The organism is Thiocapsa rosea (genome assembly GCF_003634315.1).
Lineage (GTDB): Bacteria > Pseudomonadota > Gammaproteobacteria > Chromatiales > Chromatiaceae > Thiocapsa > Thiocapsa rosea.
On the sequence record NZ_RBXL01000001.1, the window covers coordinates 945378 to 970170 of the forward strand.

Annotated in this window: 21 protein-coding genes and 3 pseudogenes; 12 read left to right on the forward strand and 12 right to left on the reverse strand. The window is 62.5% G+C overall.

The genetic code is table 11. The features are described from left to right. Nucleotides 1-51 precede the first annotated feature (51 nt). The 4 genes from BDD21_RS04260 to BDD21_RS04275 all read left to right on the forward strand — a co-directional run bounded on the left by BDD21_RS04260 (nt 52) and on the right by BDD21_RS04275 (nt 5311). Nucleotides 52-279: a hypothetical protein gene (locus BDD21_RS04260; RefSeq protein WP_120796083.1), complete on the forward strand. Its 228-nt coding sequence runs from the start codon at nt 52-54 to the stop codon at nt 277-279. A 199-nt stretch (nt 280-478) separates the two neighbouring features. Beyond that, on the forward strand, nt 479-3304 hold the full coding sequence (uvrA, locus tag BDD21_RS04265) for an excinuclease ABC subunit UvrA (RefSeq protein ID WP_120796084.1): 2826 nt from the start codon (nt 479-481) through the stop codon (nt 3302-3304). Between the two features lie 353 nt (nt 3305-3657). After that, complete coding sequence (locus BDD21_RS04270; RefSeq protein ID WP_425470277.1) at nt 3658-3873, forward strand: DUF433 domain-containing protein; 216 nt, start codon at nt 3658-3660, stop codon at nt 3871-3873. A gap of 142 nt (nt 3874-4015) precedes the next feature. Continuing rightward, nucleotides 4016-5311 (forward strand): AAA family ATPase, encoded by a 1296-nt coding sequence (locus BDD21_RS04275; protein ID WP_120796085.1) that lies wholly within the window; start codon nt 4016-4018, stop codon nt 5309-5311. Nucleotides 5312-5339: 28 nt separating this feature from the next. On the opposite strand, the gene BDD21_RS04280 is transcribed toward BDD21_RS04275, so the two are convergent. Then, nucleotides 5340-6602, reverse strand: coding sequence for an ISAzo13 family transposase (locus BDD21_RS04280; protein WP_120796086.1), 1263 nt, complete (start codon nt 6600-6602; stop codon nt 5340-5342). 134 nt (nt 6603-6736) lie between these two features. On the opposite strand from BDD21_RS04280, the gene BDD21_RS27370 reads away from it, so the two are divergent. Continuing rightward, nucleotides 6737-7618 (forward strand): hypothetical protein, encoded by an 882-nt coding sequence (locus BDD21_RS27370; RefSeq protein ID WP_147430989.1) that lies wholly within the window; start codon nt 6737-6739, stop codon nt 7616-7618. 164 nt (nt 7619-7782) lie between these two features. Here BDD21_RS27370 and BDD21_RS04290 read toward each other — a convergent pair whose 3' ends face one another. Then, nucleotides 7783-8208: a type II toxin-antitoxin system VapC family toxin gene (locus BDD21_RS04290; RefSeq protein WP_147430990.1), complete on the reverse strand. Its 426-nt coding sequence runs from the start codon at nt 8206-8208 to the stop codon at nt 7783-7785. A gap of 202 nt (nt 8209-8410) precedes the next feature. On the opposite strand from BDD21_RS04290, the gene tnpC reads away from it, so the two are divergent. From tnpC to BDD21_RS04305, 3 genes and pseudogenes are all read left to right on the forward strand, one after another. Then, the gene (gene tnpC / locus BDD21_RS04295; protein ID WP_120796089.1) at nt 8411-9856 is read left to right on the forward strand and encodes an IS66 family transposase; all 1446 of its coding nucleotides are present in this window, start codon (nt 8411-8413) and stop codon (nt 9854-9856) included. A gap of 603 nt (nt 9857-10459) precedes the next feature. Then, on the forward strand, nt 10460-10702 hold the full coding sequence (locus tag BDD21_RS04300) for a type II toxin-antitoxin system Phd/YefM family antitoxin (protein WP_120796090.1): 243 nt from the start codon (nt 10460-10462) through the stop codon (nt 10700-10702). Then, nucleotides 10699-10962: pseudogene (locus BDD21_RS04305) on the forward strand (Txe/YoeB family addiction module toxin). Before BDD21_RS04300 ends, BDD21_RS04305 begins: the two are co-directional and overlap by 4 nt. Nucleotides 10963-11442: 480 nt before the next feature. On the opposite strand, the gene BDD21_RS04315 reads toward BDD21_RS04305, so the two are convergent. From BDD21_RS04315 to BDD21_RS04325, 3 genes are all read right to left on the reverse strand, one after another. Beyond that, the gene (locus BDD21_RS04315; protein ID WP_120796092.1) at nt 11443-11757 is read right to left on the reverse strand and encodes a hypothetical protein; all 315 of its coding nucleotides are present in this window, start codon (nt 11755-11757) and stop codon (nt 11443-11445) included. Between the two features lie 190 nt (nt 11758-11947). Further along, nucleotides 11948-12238: a type II toxin-antitoxin system RelE/ParE family toxin gene (locus tag BDD21_RS04320; protein WP_120796093.1), complete on the reverse strand. Its 291-nt coding sequence runs from the start codon at nt 12236-12238 to the stop codon at nt 11948-11950. Then, complete coding sequence (locus BDD21_RS04325; RefSeq protein WP_120796094.1) at nt 12235-12495, reverse strand: CopG family ribbon-helix-helix protein; 261 nt, start codon at nt 12493-12495, stop codon at nt 12235-12237. Before BDD21_RS04325 ends, BDD21_RS04320 begins: the two co-directional genes overlap by 4 nt. Before the next feature lie 261 nt (nt 12496-12756). Between BDD21_RS04325 and BDD21_RS04330 the strand changes: the two genes are divergently transcribed. Together BDD21_RS04330 and BDD21_RS29120 are read left to right on the forward strand one after the other, a co-directional pair. Beyond that, nucleotides 12757-13362 (forward strand): HD domain-containing protein, encoded by a 606-nt coding sequence (locus tag BDD21_RS04330; protein WP_120796095.1) that lies wholly within the window; start codon nt 12757-12759, stop codon nt 13360-13362. A gap of 10 nt (nt 13363-13372) precedes the next feature. Beyond that, a pseudogene (locus BDD21_RS29120) lies at nt 13373-14167 on the forward strand (DinB/UmuC family translesion DNA polymerase); the annotation flags it as partial. A gap of 503 nt (nt 14168-14670) precedes the next feature. On the opposite strand, the gene BDD21_RS04350 reads toward BDD21_RS29120, so the two are convergent. The 7 genes and pseudogenes from BDD21_RS04350 to BDD21_RS04380 all read right to left on the reverse strand — a co-directional run bounded on the left by BDD21_RS04350 (nt 14671) and on the right by BDD21_RS04380 (nt 21572). Next, nucleotides 14671-15654, reverse strand: coding sequence for a D-cysteine desulfhydrase family protein (locus BDD21_RS04350; RefSeq protein WP_120796097.1), 984 nt, complete (start codon nt 15652-15654; stop codon nt 14671-14673). Between the two features lie 64 nt (nt 15655-15718). Next, nucleotides 15719-16489, reverse strand: a complete 771-nt coding sequence (locus BDD21_RS04355) for a substrate-binding domain-containing protein (protein ID WP_281269129.1) — start codon at nt 16487-16489, stop codon at nt 15719-15721. A gap of 203 nt (nt 16490-16692) precedes the next feature. Next, nucleotides 16693-17439, reverse strand: coding sequence for a proteasome-type protease (locus BDD21_RS04360; protein WP_120796099.1), 747 nt, complete (start codon nt 17437-17439; stop codon nt 16693-16695). After that, nucleotides 17436-18251 carry a transglutaminase-like domain-containing protein gene (locus tag BDD21_RS04365; protein ID WP_245969396.1) on the reverse strand — a complete coding sequence of 272 codons (816 nt, stop codon included), beginning with the start codon at nt 18249-18251 and terminating at the stop codon, nt 17436-17438. The genes BDD21_RS04360 and BDD21_RS04365 overlap by 4 nt, the downstream gene beginning before the upstream one ends. Before the next feature lie 218 nt (nt 18252-18469). Continuing rightward, nucleotides 18470-18715 carry a hypothetical protein gene (locus BDD21_RS28200; RefSeq protein WP_211335234.1) on the reverse strand — a complete coding sequence of 82 codons (246 nt, stop codon included), beginning with the start codon at nt 18713-18715 and terminating at the stop codon, nt 18470-18472. A 507-nt stretch (nt 18716-19222) separates the two neighbouring features. Continuing rightward, nucleotides 19223-20385, reverse strand: a pseudogene (locus BDD21_RS04375) (type I restriction-modification enzyme R subunit C-terminal domain-containing protein); the annotation flags it as partial. A gap of 752 nt (nt 20386-21137) precedes the next feature. Beyond that, on the reverse strand, nt 21138-21572 hold the full coding sequence (locus BDD21_RS04380) for a death domain-containing protein (RefSeq protein ID WP_120796100.1): 435 nt from the start codon (nt 21570-21572) through the stop codon (nt 21138-21140). Nucleotides 21573-22165: 593 nt separating this feature from the next. Here BDD21_RS04380 and BDD21_RS04385 point away from each other — a divergent pair. Both BDD21_RS04385 and BDD21_RS04390 read left to right on the forward strand, forming a co-directional pair. After that, nucleotides 22166-23989: a Na/Pi cotransporter family protein gene (locus tag BDD21_RS04385; protein ID WP_245969400.1), complete on the forward strand. Its 1824-nt coding sequence runs from the start codon at nt 22166-22168 to the stop codon at nt 23987-23989. Beyond that, entirely contained in the window at nt 23964-24230 is a 267-nt protein-coding gene (locus BDD21_RS04390) for a hypothetical protein (RefSeq protein WP_120796101.1), read from the forward strand. Before BDD21_RS04385 ends, BDD21_RS04390 begins: the two co-directional genes overlap by 26 nt. Nucleotides 24231-24793: the final 563 nt, after the last annotated feature.

Genomic DNA, 24793 nt, shown 5'->3' on the forward strand with positions numbered 1-24793 from the left:
ATCCTCCCGCAGACCAGTCTTCTCAAAACGAATTCCGCGGAGAAACACCGAATGACGGCAGACATCGAAAATCTCGTCCTCGAGCATCTTCGCGCGATCCGAGCGGACATCGCAGACATCAAACGCGAGGTGACCGCCAACAGTCTCCAGCTCTCGGCGATGGGGCAACAGCTCGCAGGACTCACGGCAGCGGTCTACGGCAGCAAATCGGACGTCGACGACATCAAACGCCGCCTGGAACGTTTGGAGCGGCGATTGGAGCTTCACGACGAGCATTGAGCGCTGCGTGTAGCCGCCGATGACACGGCGGCCATACCTGCCGTCGCATCTTCCCCGACACCGGGGGCCAGCCTTGGTCGCCGCCCCGGCACCATCCGCCGCAGACCGCCCGATCCGCGGCGGCGGATGGAGACGGTCGAGCGATCTTTAAGGAATAATCGGGAATTGGCCGCCCACCCGCCGCAGGTCTCCCAGCCCCATGGACACAATCCGCATCCGCGGCGCACGCACCCATAACCTCAAAAGCATTGATCTCGACCTGCCCCGCCAACGGCTGATCGTCTTCACCGGTCTGTCGGGCTCGGGCAAGTCATCGCTCGCCTTCGACACCATCTATGCCGAGGGCCAGCGCCGCTATGTCGAGTCGCTCTCGTCCTATGCCCGGCAATTCCTGTCGGTCATGGAGAAGCCGGACCTGGACCATATCGAGGGGCTCTCCCCGGCCATCTCGATCGAGCAGAAGACGACCTCGCACAATCCGCGCTCCACCGTCGGCACCATCACCGAGATCTACGACTATCTGCGCCTGCTCTTCGCACGCGTCGGCCAGCCGCGCTGCCCGGCGCACGACGAGCCGCTGGAGGCCCAGACGATCAGTCAGATGGTGGATCAAGTCATGGCCCTACCGGAGGGCGATCGGCTGATGCTGCTCGCACCCGTAGTCTCGGCGCGCAAGGGCGAGTACCAGCGGCTGATCGGCGAGCTGCATGCGCAAGGCTTCGTGCGCGCCCGCATCGACGGCGATCTCTACGAGCTCGACGACCCGCCCGAGCTGGACATCAAGAAGAAGCACGACATCGAGGTGGTGGTGGACCGCTTCCGGGTGCGTCCCGATCTCGCCCTGCGACTGGCCGAGTCCTTCGAGACCGCGCTCAAGCTCTCGGGCGGCATCGTCCGCGTCGCCGCGATCGACGAGCCCGAGCGGCCCATGATCACCTTCTCGGCGTCCTTCGCCTGCCCGGTCTGCGGCTACAGCATCCCGGAGCTCGAACCCCGGATCTTCTCCTTCAACAACCCGGTCGGCGCCTGCCCCACCTGCGACGGGCTCGGGATGGAGCAGTTCTTCGACCCCGCAAAGGTCGTTCTCCATCCGGAGATGAGCCTGGCGGCCGGCGCGGTGCGCGGCTGGGATCGGCGCAACTCCTTTTACTTTCAGGTGATCCGTGGTCTGGGCGAGCACTATGGGTTCGATGTCGAGACGCCATGGAACCAACTCGACACCCCGACTCAGGAGCTGATCCTCTTCGGCACCGGCAAGGAGAAGATCAAGCTCAAGTTGCCGCACGAACGGGGTGCGGCCAAGGTGCGTCCCTTCGAGGGCATCATCCGCAACATGGAGCGGCGCTACAAAGAGACCGACTCCAGCGCAGTCCGCGAGGAGCTCGCGCGTTATCTCTCGTACCAACCCTGCCCCACCTGCGGCGGCTCGCGCCTGAACGAAGCGGCCCGTCATGTCTTTCTGGAGACTTACAACCTGCCCGCCGTCGCCGCCATGCCGGTCGGCGACTCCCTGACCTTCTTCGAGGCGCTGGAGCTCCCCGGCAAGCGCGGCGAGATCGGCGCTCGGGTCATCAAGGAGATCGCCACCCGGCTGCGCTTCCTGGTCGACGTCGGCCTCGACTATCTGACCCTCGACCGCAGCGCCGAGACGCTCTCCGGCGGCGAGGCCCAACGCATCCGGCTCGCCAGCCAGATCGGCGCCGGGCTGGTCGGCGTCATGTACATCCTGGACGAGCCATCGATCGGGCTGCACCAGCGCGACAATGCCCGCCTGCTCAAGACCCTGACCCACCTGCGCGACATCGGCAACACCGTCATCGTCGTCGAGCACGACGAGGAGGCGATCCGCTGCGCCGATCTGGTCGTCGACCTGGGACCGGGCGCCGGCGTGCACGGCGGCGAGATCGTCGCCCAAGGGACCGCGGAGCAGATCACGGCCGCACCCCGATCCCTGACCGGGCGCTACCTCTGCGGTGACCTGCGCGTCGCCATCCCGACACAGCGCACGGCCAACGATCCGGACCGCCAACTGCGTATCCTGGGTGCACGGGGCAACAACCTGCGCGCCGTCGATGCCGAGATCCCGGTTGGGAGCTTCGTCTGCATCACCGGCGTCTCGGGCTCGGGCAAGTCCACCCTGATCAACGACACGCTCTTCCCCGTCGCCGCACGTCATCTCAACGGCTCCAGCCTCCAGCCGGCACCCCATACCGCCATCGAAGGGCTCGACTACTTCGACAAGGTCGTCGACATCGACCAGAGTCCCATCGGTCGGACCCCGCGCTCCAACCCCGCCACCTACACCGGGCTCTTCAACCTGGTGCGCGACCTCTTCGCCGCCGTCCCCGAGGCGCGCTCGCGCGGCTATGGACCCGGCCGCTTCAGCTTCAACGTCAAGGGCGGACGCTGCGAGGCGTGCAAAGGGGACGGACTCATTCGGGTCGAGATGCACTTCCTGCCCGACATCTATGTCCAGTGCGACACCTGCAAGGGCCGGCGCTACAACCGCGAAACGCTCGAGATCCGCTACAAGGGCAAGACCATCGACGAGGTGCTGAACCTCACCATCGAGGACGCGCTCGACTTCTTCTCGCCCGTCCAGCTCATCAAACGCAAGCTCCAGACCCTGATGGATGTCGGCCTCGCCTATGTCCGCCTCGGCCAGAGCGCCACCACGCTCTCCGGCGGCGAGGCCCAACGCGTCAAGCTCAGCCGCGAGCTCAGCAAGCGCGACACCGGCCGGACGCTCTATATCCTCGACGAGCCCACCACCGGCCTGCACTTCCACGACGTCAAGCACCTGCTCGATGTGCTGCACCGCTTCCGCGACCAGGGCAACACCGTAGTCGTGATCGAGCACAACCTGGATGTCATCAAAACGGCGGATTGGATCATCGACTTGGGGCCGGAGGGCGGGCACCGGGGCGGCGAGATCATCGCGGTCGGGACGCCCGAGCAGATTGCCGCGAACGCGCGGTCGCATACCGGGCGGTTTTTGGGGCCGTTGTTGGAGCGGGGGTGGTGAGTGGACGGATCGTGATTGCGGCCGTTGCGCCACACACCGGGCGCGGTGAGCTAGCAAGCCGCGCCGGATGTACAGGGTGCGGGTCGTTCCTCGCCGCACCCTGCGGACCGTTCCGACGGGAGGCCGCACATCATGGGCTTGGTGAACGAGCGATGCTCGAATTTCGGCAGGAGCCGATCGGCGAATCGAAGTAACCTATGGTCTGAAACGGCCAGAGGCGAAGCCGAATGAGAGTTGCATCTCCGGCGGTTCGACATCGACCGAGTCGCTGATGGCGACACAACACCTGGAGCCAGACTCAATGAACGCAGTGTCAGACAGCATCACGCCCCCTCTCGTACCTGGACGGCCGTATCACCGTCAATCCTGACCTCTGCAACGGACATCCGACCATCAGGGGACTGCGGATCACCGTCGAGACGATCCTGGGTTTCCTCAGCGCCGGAGAGACACGGGAGGAAATCCTGAACCAGTATCCATCGCTGGAGCCAGCCGATATCGATGCTTGTCTGCGATTCGCTGCTGATTTGATGAGACACCGTTACGCGCTGAAGAGCTTGGCGCGATGAGGTTTCTGATCGACGCCAGTTCTCGAAAACCGTGGTCTGTCCCGAATGGCACCCTGTTCCTATCCCGAACCCTCGTCACGTTACGCGACACCTTGCTGCCGCAACTGCTGAGTGGGGAACTTGCAACGTGCGAACATAAACTATGAACACCTACTTCATCAGAAGTTTCGACGTTACAGGACTCTGGGGTTACAAGAACTACCCCATATTACTTCATGAAGACGTAAACGTGATCATTGGGCCAAATGCCTCGGGGAAAACGACCCTGATTAATATTCTATACGATACCCTCACCGCAAATTTCCCGCGCCTATGCCGCACGCAGTTCTCTGAAGTGGTCTTAGGGCTAAAGGCATTCGAAGGAAATGAGCGACGTGAAGTGCGGCTTACACAATCAGAACAAGATCTCACGATTCATATTGATAGACAGCCCTTTAACGTCCCACTCGCTCCCTTTCAGCAGTTTGGCGACGACCCAAGTTTCGCCGATATTCCACTTGAAATGGCGCGCCGCCATTTTGGGATTAAAGGCGACCTACGTCGTCTACAAAAAAGTCTTCGGGAGTTAGTCCCCGCGGTTTGGCTTCCGGTTAGTCGAAGACTTCCCATTGCAGAAGAAGAAGAGGTGGCGCGAAAGCGCTTGCATAGGAAGCCACTAGAGTCCGTTGATGAATGCCTTGCGGGCTTAGTGGATTCGTTGCAACAATATCGTCTATCGCTAAATACAGAGCTTTCAGAGTTAAGAAAAGAATTCCAGCGTCACGCACTGGAAAACATTCTCTATGATAAGCAACATGATAGACTGCTGCTGAAACCACAGCAATCGATTGCGCCATCCGAGGGGGACAAGCAGGCGCTCCTTCAAGCGTTCCGCGATGTAGGGTTGGTAGACAGGAATATGGAGGAAAGGATTAACGATCATTTTGCTGCCGCAAAAAGGGCTCTGTCAAAGTTTACGTCAAGCCCAACCGAAATCGACATGGAAACGTTGATCATTATCCCGCTGATAAGTCGCACGCGATCGATCGTGACGTTCGCTCAGGAATTGGAGACTAAGCGTGAGAAGCTATTCTCTCCGCTTCACTCATACGAAAGGATTGTAAACTCCTTCCTAAGAGAGAAATCAGTCGACGTCTCTGATCGTGGAGAATTGGTTATTTCCCCAAACAAAGCGCAACGGGGTCCGATTGAATGGCGCCATCTATCTTCCGGCGAAAAGCAGATATTGATTCTACTTACACAGGCGTTACTGTCTGAAAAATCGCCAGTGGTTTATGTAGCGGACGAGCCCGAGCTTTCACTTCATGTATCATGGCAGGAGAAGTTACTGGGTTCACTGACGCAGCTTGCCGGGCGTTGCCAGTTTATCGTTGCAACGCACTCGCCTGATATCGCCGCCGGCTTCGGAAACAAAGTGATCGACTTGGCACGATTCTAAGTAACCGTTCAAAAACAAGTTAAACATTTTAATAAGCGAACCCATTCGGATCGACAAGGTAGTTCCATTGTCCGTTCACGCAGTCATGGCGAATGAACCGATCCTTGACGTCGCGGAACGTGTCGGAGCACGTGCGCCCGATCTCGTAAGTTGCATCGAGGATCCGCGCGGTCACGTTCAACCCCGTTTGGGTGCGTGTCTGCTCGACGGTGCGCAGAGCCGTCTCCGGGCTGTCGAGCATGACCCCGCGCCAGGAGCGCTCGACCTGGCTGAACAGGCGGTGCTCGATGGGGTTCCACTTGGAGGTATAGGGCGGATAGTGGGCGATGCGCAGACGCACGCCCAAGCGCCGGGCCAGGTCGATCAGGTCCTCCTTGAAGCGCAGCGAGCGCGCGGCATTGGCCCCGCCGCAGTCCAACAGCAACAGCAGTTCGGTCGCGTTGGGATACATCGCCCGGAACAGCACCGTCCAGGCCAAGGCGATGGCGTCGCAGACGAAGGCGCTGGTCTCGCGCGAGGTCCCGAGCGTGATGAAGCCGACGTTGGCGCGCACGTCGTAGACGCCATGCGGCACCAGCACGCCGTCGGCGAGGTGGCGAAAGTCGTGATCGAAGACCGTTTGCGGTGCGGTGCTGTAGGACTGTCCCGGCCGATGCAGGGTGCCGAGCAACTCCTTCTTCTTGGTGTCGATACTGAACACCGGAATCCCGCGCCGACGCGCCAGACGGCGCAGCGCGGCGATGTGGCGGAACTGCTCGTCGCGCGCCTTCGGGTCGACCACGCCGGTGATCAACTCCTTGCGCAGGGCGCGGCGACGAAAGCCGGCCCGATCCAGCAACGCGGCGGCCGTATTGCGACTGATCTCGAACCCGTGCTCAAGCAGGCGATGGGCCAACTGCAGCGGTTTGAGATCGGTCCAGCGCACCCGCTCGTCGGTCGGACTGCCGGCGCTATGGACCTCGAGCACCTCGTGCAGCGTCGATTCCAGCTGCGGTTTGCGTTCGGTGATCGGCGGACGGCCCCCGCCCGGGCGGCGCACCCGCTTGGCATCGCCGCTCGGGCGCCGCGGATGGTCCGGGTCGTCTTCGCGCAACTGCTCCAACTCGCGAATCCCGGTGTAGAGCGTGCGTCGACTCATCCCCAGCACACGCGCCACATAGGTGATGCCGCCGAAACCGATCTTCAGCGCCTCGATCGCCGCGTAGCGGCGGCGATGGTCCTCGTCCAAGGTGCGCGAGAACATCCGCATCGTCTCCTCGTGCGCTGCGCCGTAACCCGGAAACTCGTTCATGCTGCGACCACTCCCGTTCGGATCATCGCCAGCGATGCTCGCAGCAGGTCGATTCTTTTTCAAGTGGGTGACGCTCTTCGTATACAAATGGCCCGAGATGAAATGCGTTACTTGTTAGTGAATCGTTCCTAATTATGTGTTTCTCAAGAACGCCCGGCGGCCTCGCGGAAAAGTGGAGATTCCATCAGGTTCCGACCATTTGGGTTGAAGGACCAACCGACATCTTTTTCTACGAGCCAATTACAGAGCAAATTCCCTGCCGCATGGAAGCTTTTCACGGTTCGGAGAATGCCAATGCGCTCATTCAAGCCCTGGTAGATCACGACTACCCCTACCTCGTGATTCTGGATGGCGACTATAGGATATTGAAGCGCACAAAGGTGCCTCACCGTTGCGTCATTATTCTGGCGCGTTATTCGTTCGAGAACTATTTGTGGGAACATGAGCCAGTCAATCGAGCCTGCCTTCGGCACGCTCGATGCGGAGAGAACAAGGACTTGGTTGGAGGGGAGATGGAAAGAGTTGAAAAGCATCTTAGGGATGAATTGCTTCATGCAGTAGCCTTGGATATTGCGGCAAGAAGATCGCCAACTCCACCACGCGTTCTTCCGGATGCGATTGAACAGCTTGAGCTTACCCGTTCTGGACCAGACATTGATCCAGCAAAGATTTCTTCCCTTGTCGCATTGATCGAACCACAACTTGATCCAGTTAAGATTATGGATGCGGAAGCGGAGCTAACTAGCTTTCTAGAAAAGCGCTGCATTACTCACATTCTCAATGGGCACCTCATTCTTGCCATCTTGAGGCGCTTGTTTATTCGGTCGGCTAAGAACGAGAGCGGTACTCCGTCCTCACTTTCCAATGATGCTCTTACTCAGCTGCTCGCCGATATTGTATGGAGGCGATGTCAGTCAGACGATCACAAGCGCCTCAAGCGCGCTGTGCGAGCCAAAACACGGAAACTCTTGGCAAAGTATCCTGTGAATGCGCTGTCGTCGTCATCCATCCTGTAGAATGAGGGAAAGGGTTTAGGTTCAATTAAGTCTGCGAAAAGTGGCCAGATTTACCTTTGTTGCGGAAACCTGATCCGCGTGAACGGTCTTGGGTCAATACCCCACCGAGCAGACCCGACGATGCGCCTTAAGGTGCTCCGAACCCGATCGTGTTCTTCCTGTAATCATGGGCGTGCCCGTTGGCCCGCTGCCTGTCCGATGCGTGTCCAATCCCAGACATCGAGTTGATGCCCGGCAGCCTTGGCAAGATGTTTGTCGTTGGTAAAAAACTGCTCGCATTCGGATGTCAGTGCCGCGGCAAGGTGGAGCGCATCCGGTGTCTTGATACCGTGATCGATACGGAGGCGACTCGCGAGATCGAACAGCGAACGTTCGAAGGGGACAAGCAGGCAACTGTCAAAATAGCCGTCGTCGATGTTGATCAAGTCGTCTCGTTGATCGCGGACCGCTTGTAGCCTTGATTCCATGCGAACGAACTCGCTGCCGAACACCTCCTTGCCGGCGATCAGAGCCTTGAGGTTGTCCTGCTGCTCCGGGGTACCTTCGATGAAATCGATCACGATACAGGTGTCGAGAAAGATGCGCCTCATCGTCAGTTCCAACTCGGACGCTCAGCTTCAACTTGGGCAGCAATCGATCGGTGATCTCGCCCGGGTGAATTCTTGGGAAGTGTCGCGAGGAAAGCGTCGAGATTCCCCCGCACGGTTTCACTCTCGGCCTGCATATTCCTCTCGGTTTGTAACTGTTCAGGTCGGCTTGCCAAACAACACCCTGGGGCGGTAAGTTTGCGACATGCCTAAGCCGCCACCGACAACCGACCGCCCCGACAGCAAAGATGCCGAGCTGACGCGGTTGCGGGCGCAGAACGCCGAGCAGGCGAAACAGATCGCCGAACTGCTCCAGCGCATTCGCGATTTGGAAGCGCGCTTGGGCAAGGATAGCCACAACTCCAGCAAGCCCCCGTCCTCGGACCCGCCGTTCAAGAAACCGCCGCCGCGCTCGCGCCGCGTGCGCAGCGGCATGAAGCCCGGTGGTCAGAAGGATCATCCCGGCGCCACCCGAGCACTGGTCGAGGATCCCGAGCACCGCATCGTTGTGCCCCTGGAGGGGCTTTGCGGCTGCGGGCGCGACTGCGCCGAGCTGGCTGTCGAGGTCTTGCCCGAGCGCCGTCAGGTCATCGATTTGGTCGTGCGCCGCGAGGTCACCGAGTATCGGACCGTGACCGGCGTGTGTAGCTGCGGCCAAGTGCATTGCAGCGCCTTCCCGGACGCGCTCGGTGCGCCGGTGCAGTATGGCCCCGGGTTGTCGGCCTTGGCGGTGTATTTGACGCATTATCAGCTCTTACCCTATCGGCGCAGCGCCGAGCTGCTCGGTGTCTTGGCGGGCATCACGCTCTCCCCGGCCACCCTCGTCGGGATGGGTCGCGAGGCGGCGGCGCGCTTGGCGGCACCCGTGGCGGCGATCGGTCAATCCATCGTGCGCAGCGTCGTGGCCCATGCCGATGAAACGGGGATGCGCGTCGCCGGCGCCCTGCAGTGGCTGCATGTGCTGTGCACCTCGGTCCTGACGTTCTATGCCGTGCACGCCAAGCGCGGCGCCGAGGCGTTGACCGGCATCGGTCTGCTCGACGGCTTTCGCGGCATCCTGGTCCACGACCACTGGCGGGCGTACTTGAGCACCCCGGCACAGCACGCCTTCTGCAATGCCCATCACCTGCGCGAGCTTATCGCCCTGGCCGAAGCCGACCCCGTGCTGTCCTGGCCCAAGCAGCTGATCGCCTTGCTGTGCGAGGCCAACGACGCCACGGTCGCCGCCCGCGCGGCCGGCCTCGAAACCCTCCCCGGCCCGGTGGTGGAGGGCTTCTTCACCCGTTACGACACCATCCTCGCCGAGGGGGCCTTCTTTCATCCCCAGCGCCTCCCGCCACCGGGCAGTCGACGACGGGTCAAACAGACGCCGGCCTACAACCTGGTCGCACGCCTGCGCACCCACCGCGACGAGGTCATGCGGTTTGTCACGGACCTGCGCGTCCCCTTCGACAATAACCAAGCCGAGCGCGACCTGCGCATGCCCAAGCTCAAGCAAAAGGTCTCGGGCTGCTTCCGCGCGCCCGAAGGTGCCGCGGCCTTCGCCACGGTACGCTCCTATCTGTCCACCCTGCGCAAGCAGTCGATCGATCTCTATCCCGCCCTGGTGATGACCTTCCGGGGTCAGCCTCCGATGCCGCACTTGCCGTAAGGCAGTTGGCTACCTGAACAGTTACCTCGGTTTCGTACAGGACGACGACCCGCACGCGGCCTGTGCGCGCCTCGCTTGGGAGCTTAAGGTGGATGGAGCGGTCTGCCGTGATTTCGATGTCCAACTCGATGGCGTTCATGGCAGTCTCGGATTCTGGGGTTTCGGGTCTTGGTGGTTGTCTGGATTTTCTTCCGGTCATGGGCAAGTACGATCTTGCCCGACGCCGGGGCGTTAGATCAAAGCACCCCTAATGCATTCAACAAACCTCCCACGCGCTCTATCCGGACCTTGCCGAAGGAGACGAAGGGCGACGTTCCGAGTACCGAGGACTCTTCGCCGAAGCGACACCGCAGGACATGCTGAACGCCCTTCGGGACGCGACCATCGGTGGCTTCGTCCGCGGGAGTCGACGCTTTCATGAACAGATCGCGATCACGGTCGGTCGACGGACTTGGCCCGGCGCGTCCGCGCCGGGGACGCACCATGGAAGCCGTGGGCTGTTCCCGGTTTTCGCCTCTGGGTCTTATGCCGCTCAAACGTACCTCTTGACGTACGTACGAAATATCCGACAATCGGCATTTGTAGCTCATTTGGAGATGTGTTATGGCTGCAATTTCGGCCAGCGAAGCGCGCGCAAACCTGTATCGCCTGATCGACGAGACCGCATCCTCGCATCAGCCGTTGCTGATTTCGGGGAAGCGGAACAGTGCAGTGCTGGTTTCCGCGGAGGACTGGGAGGCGATCCAGGAGACTCTGTTTCTGCTATCTGTCCCTGGTATGCGCGAATCGATCCGGGAAGGTATGAAGACGCCCGCTGACGAATGTGCCGGTGATCTAAATTGGTGAACTGGCAGGTCGTTTATACGAAGCAAGCACAGAAGGACGCGAAGAGGCTGGCTTCAAGTGGGTTGAAGCCAAAGGCAGAGGAGTTGTTGGCGATTCTTGCCGAAGACCCATTTAAGCGGCCACCCCCTTTCGAGAAACTCGTTGGCGATCTTGCGGGCGCCTATTCAAGGCGAATCAATATATAGCATCGCATGGTATACGAGATTCTGGAAGAGGAAAGGATTGTTAAGGTGCTACGGCTATGGACCCATTACGAATAACGTGGACCCGTTACGCTGAGCAGAGTTCACTCGATCGCCGCCGCAGCAAGCCCAGGGTCATGCCTTGTAATGCTGCGTTCTGGGCTGATTTGTCAACATGGTATGGCACTCCGAAACGCGCCTCCGCGGAACCTCTGAGGTCTTGTAGCCCCGCACCGTGCGAGGGAAGGCTGGTTGTGGCCTGCACGGGTGATCTGCGAGCCTTTCCCACCGATCTTCATGACACCCAGTTCCGTGAGGACTCGGCGCCGCATGTCACGGCCGGCAAGCACGATCGCCTCGACGAGCCGCTTGCGGCGGACGCCGGGCGGAGCCTGCTCGCCTCGGGTGTGCGTGCCGGCGACCTCCTCGAGCAGGCAGGACGACTCGGTCAAGTCGGCCATCGGCTGCCTGTCAGAGCGCCGGGAATGCTCTTGCCAAACCCCGCCAAACGGGTGCGAATGACGACCACACGCGCATCGACACGGTGCCGCTCAGCGCTCAGCGCACGGAAACCGTCAACGCGAATGGCTCATCGCTGATGGAGCGCATGAGTTGGCCGACCTCAATCCGATAGGTTTTCTTCTCGGTCGTGAAGCTGTATTGATCCCGCCCGTCGACGAGGCCGGAGACCGACAACACGATGTTATTGCCTTCGACCGAGACGTCCGCGCGTTGGCCCGCACTGGTTCTGAGCTCGTAGCAAACAACGTCATCCGGCGGAGCGATCCCGCGGACGGTGCCCGAGGAATGCCCCCGCTTGAACTGAATAGGCTCGCACGATTGGGCTTGGGCGGTGCCGGCGGCAACGAGCAAATGGATCGCCGCAAGGCAGGCGAACCCGGGTAGCTGTGGTGTCCTAATGATCCCTTCTGGCGAAACGTCGCGGTTGGAGTCAAGGAACAGACAACATACCGTACGCAGGCGAGAGTCTTCCAGCGACGTCGACCTGGGTCGGCGTCGGGTCGAGATCATATGCTCGACAGGCCGGATCGCCCTCGCGGGGTCACTCCTCGAAGTGATCCGGCCACTGCCGGGCACCTTGATAGACACGCAGGATTTGCAGCTGATCGCCGCTGACCTGGTAGGGAGCGATGTAGACGGTTCCGGGGATGGCCAGCTCGCGCGTGCCGGGAACCCGGCCGGGCTTGCCGATGTGCGGGGTATCCTCGAGGTCCCTGATGCGGCTGCGAAGTCGTTTCAGCAAAGCGCGCGCCGCGTCCGGGTTGTCGCTCGCGATGTAGAGAAAGATCTCCCGAAGATCGTCGCGCGCCTCTGGCGAGAAGACGATCTTCATGCGTCACGCGTGCGCGCTGTCTGCTCGATCAGCGCGTCCATTTCCTCCATCACCGCGTCGAACGGGATGCCTTCCCCGCGATCAAGCGAGGCTTGCGCCTGTTTGATTCCCTCGATCTGCCAGGACTGGGTCTGGATGTATTGTTTGAGCGCCTCCTCGATGACCCAGTTTCGGGACCGATCCATTGCCTGCGCGAGGACGGCGATTTGCGCGGCGACTTCCGGGTCTGTGCGCACGGTGATGGTGCTTCCGGCCATGCGGGAACCTCATGTGTATGCATTGCAATCTTTTGCAATCATGGCATGAAAGACCAAGGACAAACAAGCGAATGCGATGCATCAGGCGTCCTGCCGCACCTCGCCGCAGCCTTTCCGGGTACCCCAATCCATTGATTGCTTCGCGCTGCTGCGCACGATCAGCCAGGGCGAGATCGCGTCTATCGTTCTGAGCCGCGCGCGGGTGCGACAGTCACTGTCGCGGGGCAGTGCTAGTCTGGTGTCTTTGCCGAGGAATCACCCATGACATCCTTCGAGTCTCGTTTCGAAGCCGCGCTCTGCCTCGCCGCGCAGGCTCACCGGGGGCAGTCGCGCAAGGGCACGGCCAACGCCTCGGGGCTGGCGCTGCCCTACATCACCCATCCGGTGGCGGTCGCGACGCTGGTGCAGCGTCACGGCGGGGACGCCGAGCAGATCATCGCCGCGCTGCTGCACGATGTGCTGGAGGACGGCGGCGCGCACTGGGCGGAGCCGATCGCGGCGGGGTTCGGTCCCGAGGTGCTGGCGCTGGTGCGCTTCTGCACCGACGGGGTGCCGGATGCGGCGGGGCACAAGGCCCCTTGGCGGGAGCGCAAGGAGGCCTACCTGGCGCATCTGGCGCGGGCCACGGGGCCGGGGCTGCTGGTGTCGGCCTGCGACAAGCTCGCCAACCTGCAGGCGATCCACCTGGATCGGCTGGAGTGTGGCGCGGTGGTCTGGTCGCGCTTCAGCGCCGGGCGCGCGGGCACGCTCTGGTACTACGGGGCCTTGGTCGAGACCTTTGCGGGGCGTCTGCCGGCGGCGCTCGAACAGGCGCTGCGGCGCGAGTGGGCGGCGGTGGAGGCCCTCGCCGACGAGGAGGGCCCGTGAGGCTCTTGGCATGTTCGCCCTGGTCGACTGCAACAACTTCTATGCCTCCTGCGAGTGCTTTCTGGACCTGACCGGGGTCCTGGATCCGACTGCCCTGGGCTTGGAGATCGCCCGCACCGTGCGGCGCTGGACCGGCATCCCGGTGGCGGTCGGGATCGCCCCGACCAAGACGCTTGCCAAGCTCGCCAATCGGCTGGCCAAGAAGGGCTATGGGCCGGCCGGTCCGGTGCTCGATTGGTCGGCGCTGCCGGATCGAGACGCCGTGCTGGCGGGGGTTGCGGTGGAAGACCTCTGGGGCATGGCGGCGCGCTCGGGGGCACGTCTACGCGCACTCGGCATCGCCGATGCACTGGCGTTGCGCGAGGCGCATCCGCAGCGATTGCGCGCGTCCTTCGGCGTGGTGGTCGAGCGCATCGCCCGGGAACTGCGCGGGCAAGCCTGTCTGGCGCTGGAGGAGGTGGCGCCGCCGCGCCGTCAGGTCATGGTCTCGCGCAGCTTCGGTGCTGAGGTGACCGCGCCGGCGGAGCTGCGGGCGGCGGTCACGGCCTTCGCGAGCCGTGCCGGCGAGAAGCTGCGGTCGCAGGGGCTCTCCGCCCCGGCGCTGACGGTGTTCGTGCAGACCAATCCTTTCGATACGGGCCGGGCGTTCTACGCGAACGCCGTGACGCTGGGTTTCCCCGTGCCGACTCAGGACAGCACGGCGCTGGTGCGGGCCGCGACCCGCGGGGTCGATCGGCTGTTTCGCGCAGGCGATGCCTACCGCAAGGCCGGGGTGCTGTTGCCGGATGTGGTCCCGGCCGAGCAGGCGCCGGCGGATCTGTTCGCCGAGGTCGGAGAGGACGATCGTGCGCGGCGGCGCATGGCGGTGCTGAATGCGGTCAATCGCAAGTACGGGCGCGAGACTCTGAGGTTCGCAGGTCAGCTTGTCCGGGTCCGGTTGGCGGCGGCGCTCGGAGCGCGGCTCCGGGGTCTCGACGACACGCTGGGCGGGATTGGCGACGGTGCGCGCGGGGTCCCCGACGTCCCGAGTCGGGGCGACGACGTCAATCAAGAGGGCCGCACGGTCCCGGCGTCGTTGCCTCGTGTGGATTTCTTCCATTGGGTCCTGATGGATATCCCGGCCTCCGTGACCGAGATCGCCGAAGGCAGTCATGCCGCCGGCGTGACCCCGCGAGGCAAGTCCGGGCCGGCCGCGCCGGACGGGATGCGCCACGGCCTGAACGACTACACATCGCGTTGTGCCGTCAGCCGTCCTCGCCGTACACCATGGGGCGAGTACAAGCGCGGCAGGCGCTTCTTCTCGAAGCATCAATGCCCTCCCATCAACTCGTTTCGGTACGGCTCGGCAAACAACGCCGGCTGCCCGCCAGTGTGCCAGAACAGGATGCGTGCATCGCTCGGGAAGAAGCCCTCACGGATGAGATCCAGCAGACCGCCGGCGGCACGCCCGGTGTAGACCGGATCCAGCAGGATGCCCTCGGTGCGGGCGAAGATCTTGATCGCCTCGCGCTCCAGATCGGTCATGAACCCGTAGCCCGCTCCGCAGTAGCGATCATCGACGTGCACGTCCGCGGGGTCGAAGGCGATGCGTGCGCCCAGCGCCGCGCTTGCGTCGCTCGCCAGGGCGGCGACCTGTGACGTCAGCGCGGATGCCGGCTCGTCGATGCTGATTCCGAGCAGTGTCCCCCGGTAACCGAAGACGCGCTGCCCCAGGACCAGCCCGGCCTGGGTGCCGCCGCTGGAGGTGGCGAAGACCATCCAATCCACCTCGATCCCCTGCGCCAGCACCTCCTGCATCGCAAAGGCATAGCCCAGTGCTCCGGTCGGGCTGCTGCCCCCGTAGGGAACCCGGTAAGGGGCTTGGCCCTGCGCCGCGGCGGTCTCGACGGTCTCCTCGAGGAGCCGATCGCGGTCGCGGCGATCGGATGTCGCGACGATCCGCGCATCCAGAAGGTGATCGAGGAGCAGATTCCCGGTCGCTTCGGCGGGGCGCTCGCCGGTCAACACCAGGATGCAGTCCATCCCGCAGCGGGCCGCCGCCGCGGCGGTCTGGCGACAGTGGTTGGACTGCCAGGCGCCGGTCGTGACGAGGGTCCGGGCACCCTGTGCCTGCGCTTCGGCCACCAGGAACTCCAGCTTGCGGGTCTTGTTGCCGCCGAGCGCGAGGCCGGTCTGATCGTCGCGCTTGATGAAGAGCCGGGGACCGCCGAGCAGGGCGGAGAGCCGCGGCAGCGGCTCGACGGGCGTGGGCAGGTGGGCCAGGCTCAGGCGGGGGATGGATGCGGCTGTCATCGGGGGATTCTCCGCAGGTCCTTGGCACGAACAGCGAGGCGCAGATCCGCCTCCACCCAGACAGCTACTCGGTATGGTAGCTGTCGAGGTTGTCTCGGGTGATATGGGCAATGCCGGTATCGACGACAGCGGGCAGGGGCCGCCCGAGACGGGCCATCCAAAGCGCCGTGACCGCCCAGCTGCCTTGCAAATAGGGCTTGGTCGAGGCGGATGAATCCACCACGCACTGACGAATCAGCTCCAAGAGGGGATCGAGGTCATCCAGACCAACGCTGTGGACCTTGCCCGCAAGACCAGCCTCGGCGATGGCCCGGCCGATGCCGATCGGCCCCAAGGCATTGCACGAGACAAAACCATTGAGGTCGGGATGCGCCTTGAGGATGGCGCCCGCCCCGGTCTGCACGCGTGCGATGTCGTCCTGATCGATGCCTTCGGCGACGACATCGATGTCGGGGTACCTGGCGAAGACGGCCTTATGCGCGTCGTAGCGCAAGCGGTGATTCGGCGCTGTTGGAACACCTTGCATGATGGCCACCTTGCCCTTGCCGCCCATCAGCTCCACCAGCCGCTCCGCGGCCATGGTTGCCTGAGCGCGGAAGTCGTTGCCGATACTCAGAATCCCGAGTTCATCGGGAGCGACCGAGTCGAATGCCACCATGGGAATGTCGGCTGCCAGCGCAGCGGCTGTAAGCGCTGTTCTCCTCGCCGGATGATTCGCTCGGCATCGAAATCCAGTACGCGTCGTGCCTCGACATCGTCGAGGTCCGTTCGACTCCTCGCGCGGATGTTGGTGGGTGCTTGCTGCCGCACTGCGCGCTTGTGGCGACGGTCGCACAGCGCCTCACGCCCGTCAAGCCGGCGCCAATGGTGCACCAGCTCCTTCGCTGCTGGGGCGCTCGCGGCTGTGGGCGCCGCGCCTCGAGGCCCGATGACCGGATGCAGGGCCTGACCAATCGTCCGCCATACGGCCACGATCGCATAGGCGAACTCCTCGGCGTCTGCGCCGTCGGACGCCCGGTCAGCCAGCGGCGCAGGCCATCAACCACCCATTCGGTTTTCCAGCTTCCACTGCAGCGACGGCAGCGCGCGGAAGACTTTGCGCGTGCCCTCGAGCCACTGCCGGGTCAGCGCGTCGAAGTAGACGTCCCCCTCGGCGAAGCGGCGCTTCATGGTGACCCGCAGGCTGTTCCGGGCATAGCACAACAAGTCGATCGGCATGCCCACCGAGAGATTGCTGAGCATCGTCGAATCGAAGGACACCAGCACGCATTTGGTCGCGTCCTCCAGTGTCGCGCTGGAGCTCACGCCGAGGTCGAGGATCGGCTTGCCGTATTTGGCCTCTCCGGTTTGCAGGAAATTGGTGTCGGTGCCGGCCTCGATGAAGTTGCCCTCGGCATAGATCCGGAAGAGCCGCATCTCCTCGTCCGCGATCTGGCCGCCGAGGATGAAGGACGCGTTGAACTTCAGGCCGCTGCTCTCCAAGAAGGGGGTGTCGCGGCGCTCGATATCGCGCATCGCATCCGACACCAGGTTGGCCACATCGAACATGGAGTCGACACTCCAGAGATGCGGCGCTTCGCCGGTGGCGCGTCGGCGCAGCAGGTTGATCACCGTCTGCGTGGCGGCCAAGCCGCCCGAACTCAGCAGCACCAGTACCCGATCGCTCGGGCGATCGAACACCGTCATTTTGCAGAACTTGGCGTAGTTGTCGACACCCGCATGGGTGCGCGAGTCGCTGGCGAAGATCATGCCTTGGTCGAGCTTAACTCCGACGCAGTAGGTCATGGCCCGGCAACCTCTTCGGCCCAGACCTTGAAGCGCTCCAGGGTGTTTGGCCCGAAGGTGCTCGCGAGGGCGACGTCGCAGGCGTCTCGGCCGCGAGCGACGAGCACGCGACCGACGCGCGGCGTGTTGTTGCGCGCATCGAAGGTGTACCAGCGGTCGCCCAGGTAGGCCTCGAACCAGCCGGCGAAATCCATGGGCCCGTGGGGCGGCTCCGTGCCCATGTCGCCGAGATAGCCGGTGCAGTACCGGGCGGGAATGTTCATGGAGCGGCACAACGTCACCGCCAGGTGGGCATAGTCGCGGCAAACGCCCCGTCGCTCCATGTAGGCCTCCCGGGCCGAGCGCGTGCGGCGTGCATGCGCGTAGCCGAACTCGATGTGCCGGTGGACGAAGTCGCAGATCGCCTGCACGCGGGCCCAACCGGTCGGCCCGTCGCCGAACTTCTGCCACGCGATGTCGGACAACAGATCCGTCTCGCAATAGCGGCTCCCCTGCAGGTAGACCAGGGTCGATTCCGGCAGGTGCTCGACCGGCGTCTGGGTTGCCCCCGGGGCCACAACGTCGGGCTCCCCGGAGTCGTTGATCAGCGCATCGGTGCCGAGCAGGAAGCGCCCCGGCGGCGCGACCAGGCGGCTGCACCAGTTCCCGAACTGGTCGCGATACGCGGTGACCGGCACGGCGGGGTGCGTGACGAGAACATCCGGTCGCACCAAGTCGGAAGCCCGCGAATAGTGGATGTTGAGCGCCAGGATCATCGGCGTCGGGCCAGGGCACCGGTACTCCATCTCGAAACCGACACGTATCTGCATCATTGTCGCCGCTCCAGTGCTGCCGTGCCGCTTGGACGGCGCGTAAGTCACATGCTGGGCTCATGTCGTCGGCAGGTCTGTTCGGCAGCGTACCTACGGGACTCAACAGCCAGGGCGCGGCGCAACCCCGGTTTCGCTTATCCTTTGGCCCGGCCGGGCGCTGCTCAACCGCGGTAAGGGGACTCGCTCACCCGTTTGAGAGCAAGCCTTTCCGGCACCCGCTAGCGCGCATGATTCCCGGTGGTGAGGGTCAGCAGGATATCGGCGTACCAGGCGCAGTTCAGGCCCAGCGACTCCTCGGCCCGCATGTCCCCGCCGCTCATGTCCAGTCGGGCGGAGTGCACGCCGAGTAGCTTCCACGGCAATCGCGCATCCCCGGCAAAGAAGAACCCGCTCGCGCCGGTGAGCCGTTGGCTTCCGAAAAAGGTCGAAACGCGGGCAGTCGTCAACAGCAGGGATTCGATCATGGCAATCGAGAACGGAAGCCGATGCGGCACGAAGGCACGAGGCCGGGTCAAGATCAAATTTTTGGCGCCGATTTCCCGTGCGCCACAGGGAATAGTTCGCCGTCATGGACGGCGCCGACACCTGCGCCACCCCGGCACGCCGCACCTCTGCCGGCGAATGGTGAAAGTCCGACAGTCCTCCCCCCTTTCCGGGGACAGTTTACCTAACTTCGCCACCGGTCCTCGAACAATCGCGTAGTCGTCAGCTCGCACAGATCGTGGCATTTCGGGAAGCGTACCCTCTCAAAAGGCAAATTTCACGCCTATGCTTTTTGGCTCCGGTGGGCCGCACAAGCCTCCCGCGGCGTGACTCGTTTTCGTGGCTCAGGCAACGCAGCCGTTTGATGAACTCGAAAATAGCCGAAAGATCTATATTTTTTAGTATCTTAAACCGCGCCGGCCCAACGGTCGCCAAGGCTGCCGGGACCAATCCCATCCAAAAACATCGCATACCGATCTGAGCGCGGTTTAAGCGGCCGCCTCCGCGCAAAGCCACTTCTGAAAGTCCACAAAGAGACCCTTGATCTCGGCGGCACCCCCGAGATCGGCGACCGCGTCGCTCAACGAGTTCCGGTATCTGAGTCGAAGCAGAGGGGTGTGAGTTTCTCCGTCTCCAGCTCCTCGACACCGACCTGCACGTAATGCAGCAGCACGAAGTCGAGGAACGCCTGTTGGGTGCCGGAGAAGCGTGCATCGATGATGACCTTCGCGCGTGCTGCGCGCTCCTCGCGCGAGAGCGGCGCGGCTGCGTAGCCGACATAGGCGAGCACGTCGAAGAGATCGCTCTGCTCCGCCTCGATGATCTTCTGCATCTCGGCAAGCTGCTCTTTTCCGAAGCCCTGCTCGGCGAGCCCCGCAAGTAGCCTCGCGCGGGTGTCGGGCAGGCTCCATAGCCTGCGCAGCTCGTCTTCGTCCTTCAAGAACTCGGGCAGCCGGCCGAACAGCACCTCCATGAACTGTTGGGCTGACATCGGCGTCCCGTCGGGGTGCCAAAACGACGTCACCGTCATGTGCTGGATGGCCCGCTCCTTGCCGTCGGGGTGCCAAAACGACGTCACCGTCATGTGCTGGATGGCCCGCTCCTTGCCGTCGGCGAGCTTCACGCGCGCCTTCCCCTTCTTTCGGCAGACGCAGGGCCTCTCGCCACAGACATGACAGGGCGGTCGTGGCACCTTGACGCAGACGGAAGGCACCTTTCCGCACAGGTCGCAGGGGACGGGATCCGGCGTCTCGCACACGCAGGGGTACTCGCCGCACCGCTCGCAGGTCTCGGGGGCGATCGGCTCCCCGTCCCACTCCGGATCGCTGAAGTGGTGGTGTGCCTTCACGAAGTCGTAGATGGTGAAGTAGTTCTTGCCGTCGTAGAGGCGCGTGCCGCGGCCGATGATCTGCTTGAACTCCACCATGGAGTTCACCGGCCGCATCAGGACGATGTTGCGCACATTGCGTGCATCCACGCCGGTCGAGAGCTTCTGCGACGTGGTCAGGATGGTCGGGATGGTCTTCCCGTTGTCCTGAAAGTCGCGCAGATGTTGGTCGCCCAAGACGCCGTCGTCCGCGGTGACGCGGTGGCAGTAGTTCGGGTCTTTGCTCGTCGTGGCCTGGTTGACGAGGTCGCGTACCGCAAGCGTGGAAACCGGGGACGGACAACGGTTGTTTCTGGTTGACTCGGGTAACTGTGTTCTGTGATTGTTCAGCCTTGAGAAAGCTTGGACTGTCAGAGAGTTATCCCCTGTCCGTGTATCCCCCGATGAAAGCAACGTCCGATGTCACTCGTTACGGCCACGTCCTCGCTCCTTCTTTGCTTTCCGGATCATGCCCTTACATCCCGACGTCAATCGCGTAAGACGGCCCTTGTTCTTCATTCCGGCCATCGTGGCAAGTGGCGCAGAGCGCCACGGGCACGCGTGACACCGCGGAGCGGGTGTCACGAGCGATTGAGCAAAGACGGAAACGGGTGACTTTTCGAGGCCGGCCATCGGGCATTCAGCGCGGTTTCCGAGATCTTCGCATCGAGCGCGACCCTCGGCAGTTGTCGGGGCGGCGGAAGGGGACGACTGCAAGTCGTCTATCCCGGGGGTGTCGCCGCTTCGCGGCGATGGCGGTCTCGCGAGCGCCCCGACCTGCCACCCGGGACACCGCGCGGAGGGTAGTGTACCGAAGTCCGCTATCGTTCCTTCCCGATGCCCCCTGCGAGATTTGCTCCCTGCCCGAGGGCGGATACCTCGCCACCCAGGCAAGATGTCACCGGGTCGGCGCCTTTGCAGCTCGATCGACTGTGAAGACGAAATGCTCGGTCTACGCAGGATGCTCGGCGGTGGCCTCCAGACCCAACCATGCGTTCAGGGTCGTTTTGGTTCGGTAAGGCTCCGTTGGGTAGCGCTCACCAAGGATCATCGATCGCGGGGTTGTTGTAGCGACGCACGGTGTCCAACCAATCCGGCATCTCTTCCTTGACGGTCTGCTTCAACTCTGCCAGGTCGTCCGCGCTCACCAAGCCCTTTTCGTGCATAAAGGCATAGAACTTCTTGAGGCTTGCCGCGTTCTCCTTGATGCTGGATGTATTTGACCACATGGCCTTCCTGATAAACCAGTCGCCGAGAAACATGCCGACTTCGCCCGCGCCGTCCTTGGCCTCGAGCGTATCGTCGTAGAGCAGATAGTCGTTGATGTAGAAATCGATATTGAGACGATGGTTCTTGACGACCTTCTCGGACAGGCCGGACGCCTTGAGCCAGGCCGTAAACTCCGTCAGTAGAATCGCATTCTCGGTACGGATGATTTCGCACTTGTCTTCGTAGGCTTGGTAATCGCTCATGGAAAAGGCTCCAGGGTTTAGCGGGTTTGGATGAGTCCTTGCGGAGGCGGGCGCAACTCCACACGCCGGACCTGTTCGTCGCTCCGGCCATCGCGGCACTTGGCGCAGAGCGCCGGGTGGCATGCGTGACAGCGCAGAGCGGGTGGCACGAGCGACTGACAGGAACGCTAACCGATAACGTCTTCCGGCCGGCCAAAGGCCATTCAGCGTGGTTTCCGAGATCTTCGCGTCGAGCGCGGCGCTGCCGGCGGCCGGAGCAGGCCAGGGAGCTGGCGAACCGACTCTACGACGTACTTCTGTCGGGCGATGCCCGCCTCCCTCTCGAACCGGGTCTGCCGTCGCTCCCATTGGCCTGATCGGGCCTACAGGGTTACGAAAAGATGACAGTTTGGTTACCATGCCGACCAAGAGCCTGACACCGTTTCTGGGAGATTTTGAACCGGAGATGGTGTCATCTGTTGTACGGAGGCAGTCTATCCCTTGGGCGTCAAAGCCATTCAGACCGCCGCAGGTACTGTTCATCGGGGCCACGACCGGACCGGTGTAAGGGCACCGCTTTGACAGGCCGTCGCATCATCTTGCCGATCATGTTGATGGGACTCGGCTACGGGTTCTGGGTCAGCCCGACCTTCAAGGAGATTGCCGCGGGCGTCGCCCTTTTCCTCTTCGGCATGTTGTCTTTGGAGCAAGGCTTCAAGGCCTTCACCGGGGGCGCTCTCGAGAGGGTGCTTCGCGGATCGACCAACCGGCTCTGGAAGAGCATCGGCTTCGGCGTGATCAGCACCACCCTCATGCAGTCCAGCACACTGGTCTCCTTGGTGACCATCTCATTCGTCAGTGCCGAGATGATCACCTTGGCGGCCGGTATCGGGATCATCATGGGTGCCAACCTGGGGACCACGACGGGTGCCTGGCTCATCGCCGGACTGGGCATGACCGTGAACATCGCCGAGTATGCCATGCCCGCACTGGTCTTCGGGGTCGTCTTGCTGCTACAAAAGCCCAAGGCCATGAAAGGGTTGGGCTATTTGGCCATGGGCGTGGGTTTCCTCTTCTTGGGCATCGCCTACATGAAGTCGGGGTTCGACGCCTTCCAGGGCGCGTTCGATCTCTCGGCCTATGCGGTGGAAGGGTTCCTCGGTGTGCTCTTGTACACCGCCATCGGCGTGGCGATCACCGTCGTCATGCAGTCAAGCCATGCGACCTTGCTGGTCATCATCGCTGCTCTCGCCGCAGGCCAAATCACCTACGACAATGCCCTGGCGCTTGCGATCGGCGCCAACCTGGGGAGCGCCATCACGACGGCGATCGGAGGCATGACCGCCAACCTCGGCGGCAAGCGTCTTGCGGTCGCACACGTCATCTTCAACCTGTTGACTGCCGCAGTCGCGATCGCGCTGATCCGGCAGATAGGATGGGCGGTCGACTACTTGGGCGGGTTGATCGGCATCGCCGATGATAATCTGCTCCTCAAACTCGCCTTGTTCCACACCCTCTTCAATCTGTTCGGGGTCATCTTGCTGGCCCCTTTCACCCGGCTCCTGGAAAGCTTCCTGATTCGCCATGTGACCTCCGTCGCCAAGCCCATGGAGCAACCCCGTTACCTGTATCCGGGCGCGCTCGAGACATCGTCCAGCGCAATCAACGCACTGCGCAAGGAGCTCGGCCGTCTGTACGACAATGCCTATGACCTGATCGCGAAGGGACTGAGCCTCTCGCGTTCGGTGATCGAATCCGATCAATCACTCACGGCGGCGGTGGCCAGCACCCAACGCATGATTCCACTCGACGTGGACGACGTTTACGAGCGTAAGATCAAGAGCCTGCACAGCGCAATCATCGCCTTCATCAGCGAGACCCAGGGACGCGGGTTGGCGGCATCAGAGGGCAATCAGCTCTACGCGCTCCAGCAGGCCAGCCGGGACATCGTCGAGGCCGTAAAGGCCATGAAGCACATGCACAAGAATCTCTCCACCTACGGCCTGTCGTCTGATCCCATCGTGCGTGGGCCCTACAATCGGATTCGGCGGCGGATCGCCAGAGTCTTCAGGGAGATCCAACAGATTCGGTCGCAGGATCCGGAGACTGTCACGAGCTTGTCATTGGACGCGCTCAAACTCTCGCTCGAGACATCGAGTCAAGACCTCACGTCCGATATCAACGAGATGATTCGCAGCAGACGGCTTGCGCCAGGGATGGCCACCTCGATGATGAACGACGAGAGCTATGCCTCCGAGATCTGCGATAATCTGATCGAGGCATCTAAGGCCCTGCTGCAACCGGGGACACCGGAGGACGAGGCCATGGAAGACAAGCTGGCCCTCGATGATGACGAGATTCAGCGTATCGCCGCTGATCGTAATTCCGAAACAAAGAGGTTCGGTGCACACCATGGCCCGGAAAAAGCTTCTCAATAAGTTGGCCCGGTTTTTCGATGCCGACAGGGCAGCCCAGCGGAAAGAGATCGACTCAATCCTCAAGGTGACGAAAAAGCTCAAGATCAAGGAACGAGAGCTGCGTGAGAAGCTGACGAAGACCCCGGCCGGCGAGGAGCACGACGAGATTGCGGGCAAGCTGGACGTCATCGAGGCCCAACGTAACAAGGCGCTCAAGCTGATTCAAGAATTGCGCGCGGGTCCGAAAAAAGACTCGGCCTGATCGGCGGCTCGGCAGGCACAGACGGCGGGCCGATTCCGGCTGCCTCGGTCACGGTGTTTTCGGCTCCAAGCAAGGCGCCTTCAGCCGACTCGTTCGGCGGCGAGCGACGTGCTGGTCGACTTCGAGTTCGAGACCCTTTCGCGGCGAAGTGCGGCCCGAAACGGGGCGCCTCCAGCGACCATCGTCGCGCCCCTTTCGATCGGAAGCTCGCCACTCAAGTGCGGGTGGAACATCTCACCCCGGCGACACATGATCGGCTCTCCGCGCCTGACGGTATCGATTGATACAAAAGCGAATTCTTTTTGAGCTGCGCATTACGGGGCAGCAAGCCCCGGATCGGACGGCCTTGCTCACTGCCGGCCCGGACCTTATAGTCCGTCGAGGTCCGTCCAGGTCAGACCACCAAAACCTTCGACGATGAATGCCATTCTCAGCGTGACCGACGCCAAGGCCCGCTTCTCCTGAGGTCGTCTGGCAGGCCAGCCAGGGCGAGGACATCATCATCACGAGGATGCCAAGTGTGATGTGCGCACCCTTCTCGTCTGAGCGCTCGCGACCGACGG

Excerpts from the sequence above, each read along its gene's own strand:
- BDD21_RS04260 (WP_120796083.1), top strand. The coding sequence starts at position 52 with ATGACGGCAGACATCGAAAATCTCGTCCTCGAGCATCTTCGCGCGATC.
- uvrA (WP_120796084.1), top strand. The coding sequence starts at position 479 with ATGGACACAATCCGCATCCGCGGCGCACGCACCCATAACCTCAAAAGC.
- BDD21_RS04275 (WP_120796085.1), top strand. The coding sequence starts at position 4,016 with ATGAACACCTACTTCATCAGAAGTTTCGACGTTACAGGACTCTGGGGT.
- BDD21_RS04280 (WP_120796086.1), bottom strand. The coding sequence starts at position 6,602 with ATGAACGAGTTTCCGGGTTACGGCGCAGCGCACGAGGAGACGATGCGG.
- BDD21_RS27370 (WP_147430989.1), top strand. The coding sequence starts at position 6,737 with ATGTGTTTCTCAAGAACGCCCGGCGGCCTCGCGGAAAAGTGGAGATTC.
- BDD21_RS04290 (WP_147430990.1), bottom strand. The coding sequence starts at position 8,208 with ATGAGGCGCATCTTTCTCGACACCTGTATCGTGATCGATTTCATCGAA.
- tnpC (WP_120796089.1), top strand. The coding sequence starts at position 8,411 with ATGCCTAAGCCGCCACCGACAACCGACCGCCCCGACAGCAAAGATGCC.
- BDD21_RS04300 (WP_120796090.1), top strand. The coding sequence starts at position 10,460 with ATGGCTGCAATTTCGGCCAGCGAAGCGCGCGCAAACCTGTATCGCCTG.
- BDD21_RS04320 (WP_120796093.1), bottom strand. The coding sequence starts at position 12,238 with ATGAAGATCGTCTTCTCGCCAGAGGCGCGCGACGATCTTCGGGAGATC.
- BDD21_RS04325 (WP_120796094.1), bottom strand. The coding sequence starts at position 12,495 with ATGGCCGGAAGCACCATCACCGTGCGCACAGACCCGGAAGTCGCCGCG.
- BDD21_RS04330 (WP_120796095.1), top strand. The coding sequence starts at position 12,757 with ATGACATCCTTCGAGTCTCGTTTCGAAGCCGCGCTCTGCCTCGCCGCG.
- BDD21_RS04350 (WP_120796097.1), bottom strand. The coding sequence starts at position 15,654 with ATGACAGCCGCATCCATCCCCCGCCTGAGCCTGGCCCACCTGCCCACG.
- BDD21_RS04360 (WP_120796099.1), bottom strand. The coding sequence starts at position 17,439 with ATGACCTACTGCGTCGGAGTTAAGCTCGACCAAGGCATGATCTTCGCC.
- BDD21_RS04365 (WP_245969396.1), bottom strand. The coding sequence starts at position 18,251 with ATGATGCAGATACGTGTCGGTTTCGAGATGGAGTACCGGTGCCCTGGC.
- BDD21_RS28200 (WP_211335234.1), bottom strand. The coding sequence starts at position 18,715 with ATGATCGAATCCCTGCTGTTGACGACTGCCCGCGTTTCGACCTTTTTC.
- BDD21_RS04380 (WP_120796100.1), bottom strand. The coding sequence starts at position 21,572 with ATGAGCGATTACCAAGCCTACGAAGACAAGTGCGAAATCATCCGTACC.
- BDD21_RS04385 (WP_245969400.1), top strand. The coding sequence starts at position 22,166 with ATGGGACTCGGCTACGGGTTCTGGGTCAGCCCGACCTTCAAGGAGATT.
- BDD21_RS04390 (WP_120796101.1), top strand. The coding sequence starts at position 23,964 with ATGGCCCGGAAAAAGCTTCTCAATAAGTTGGCCCGGTTTTTCGATGCC.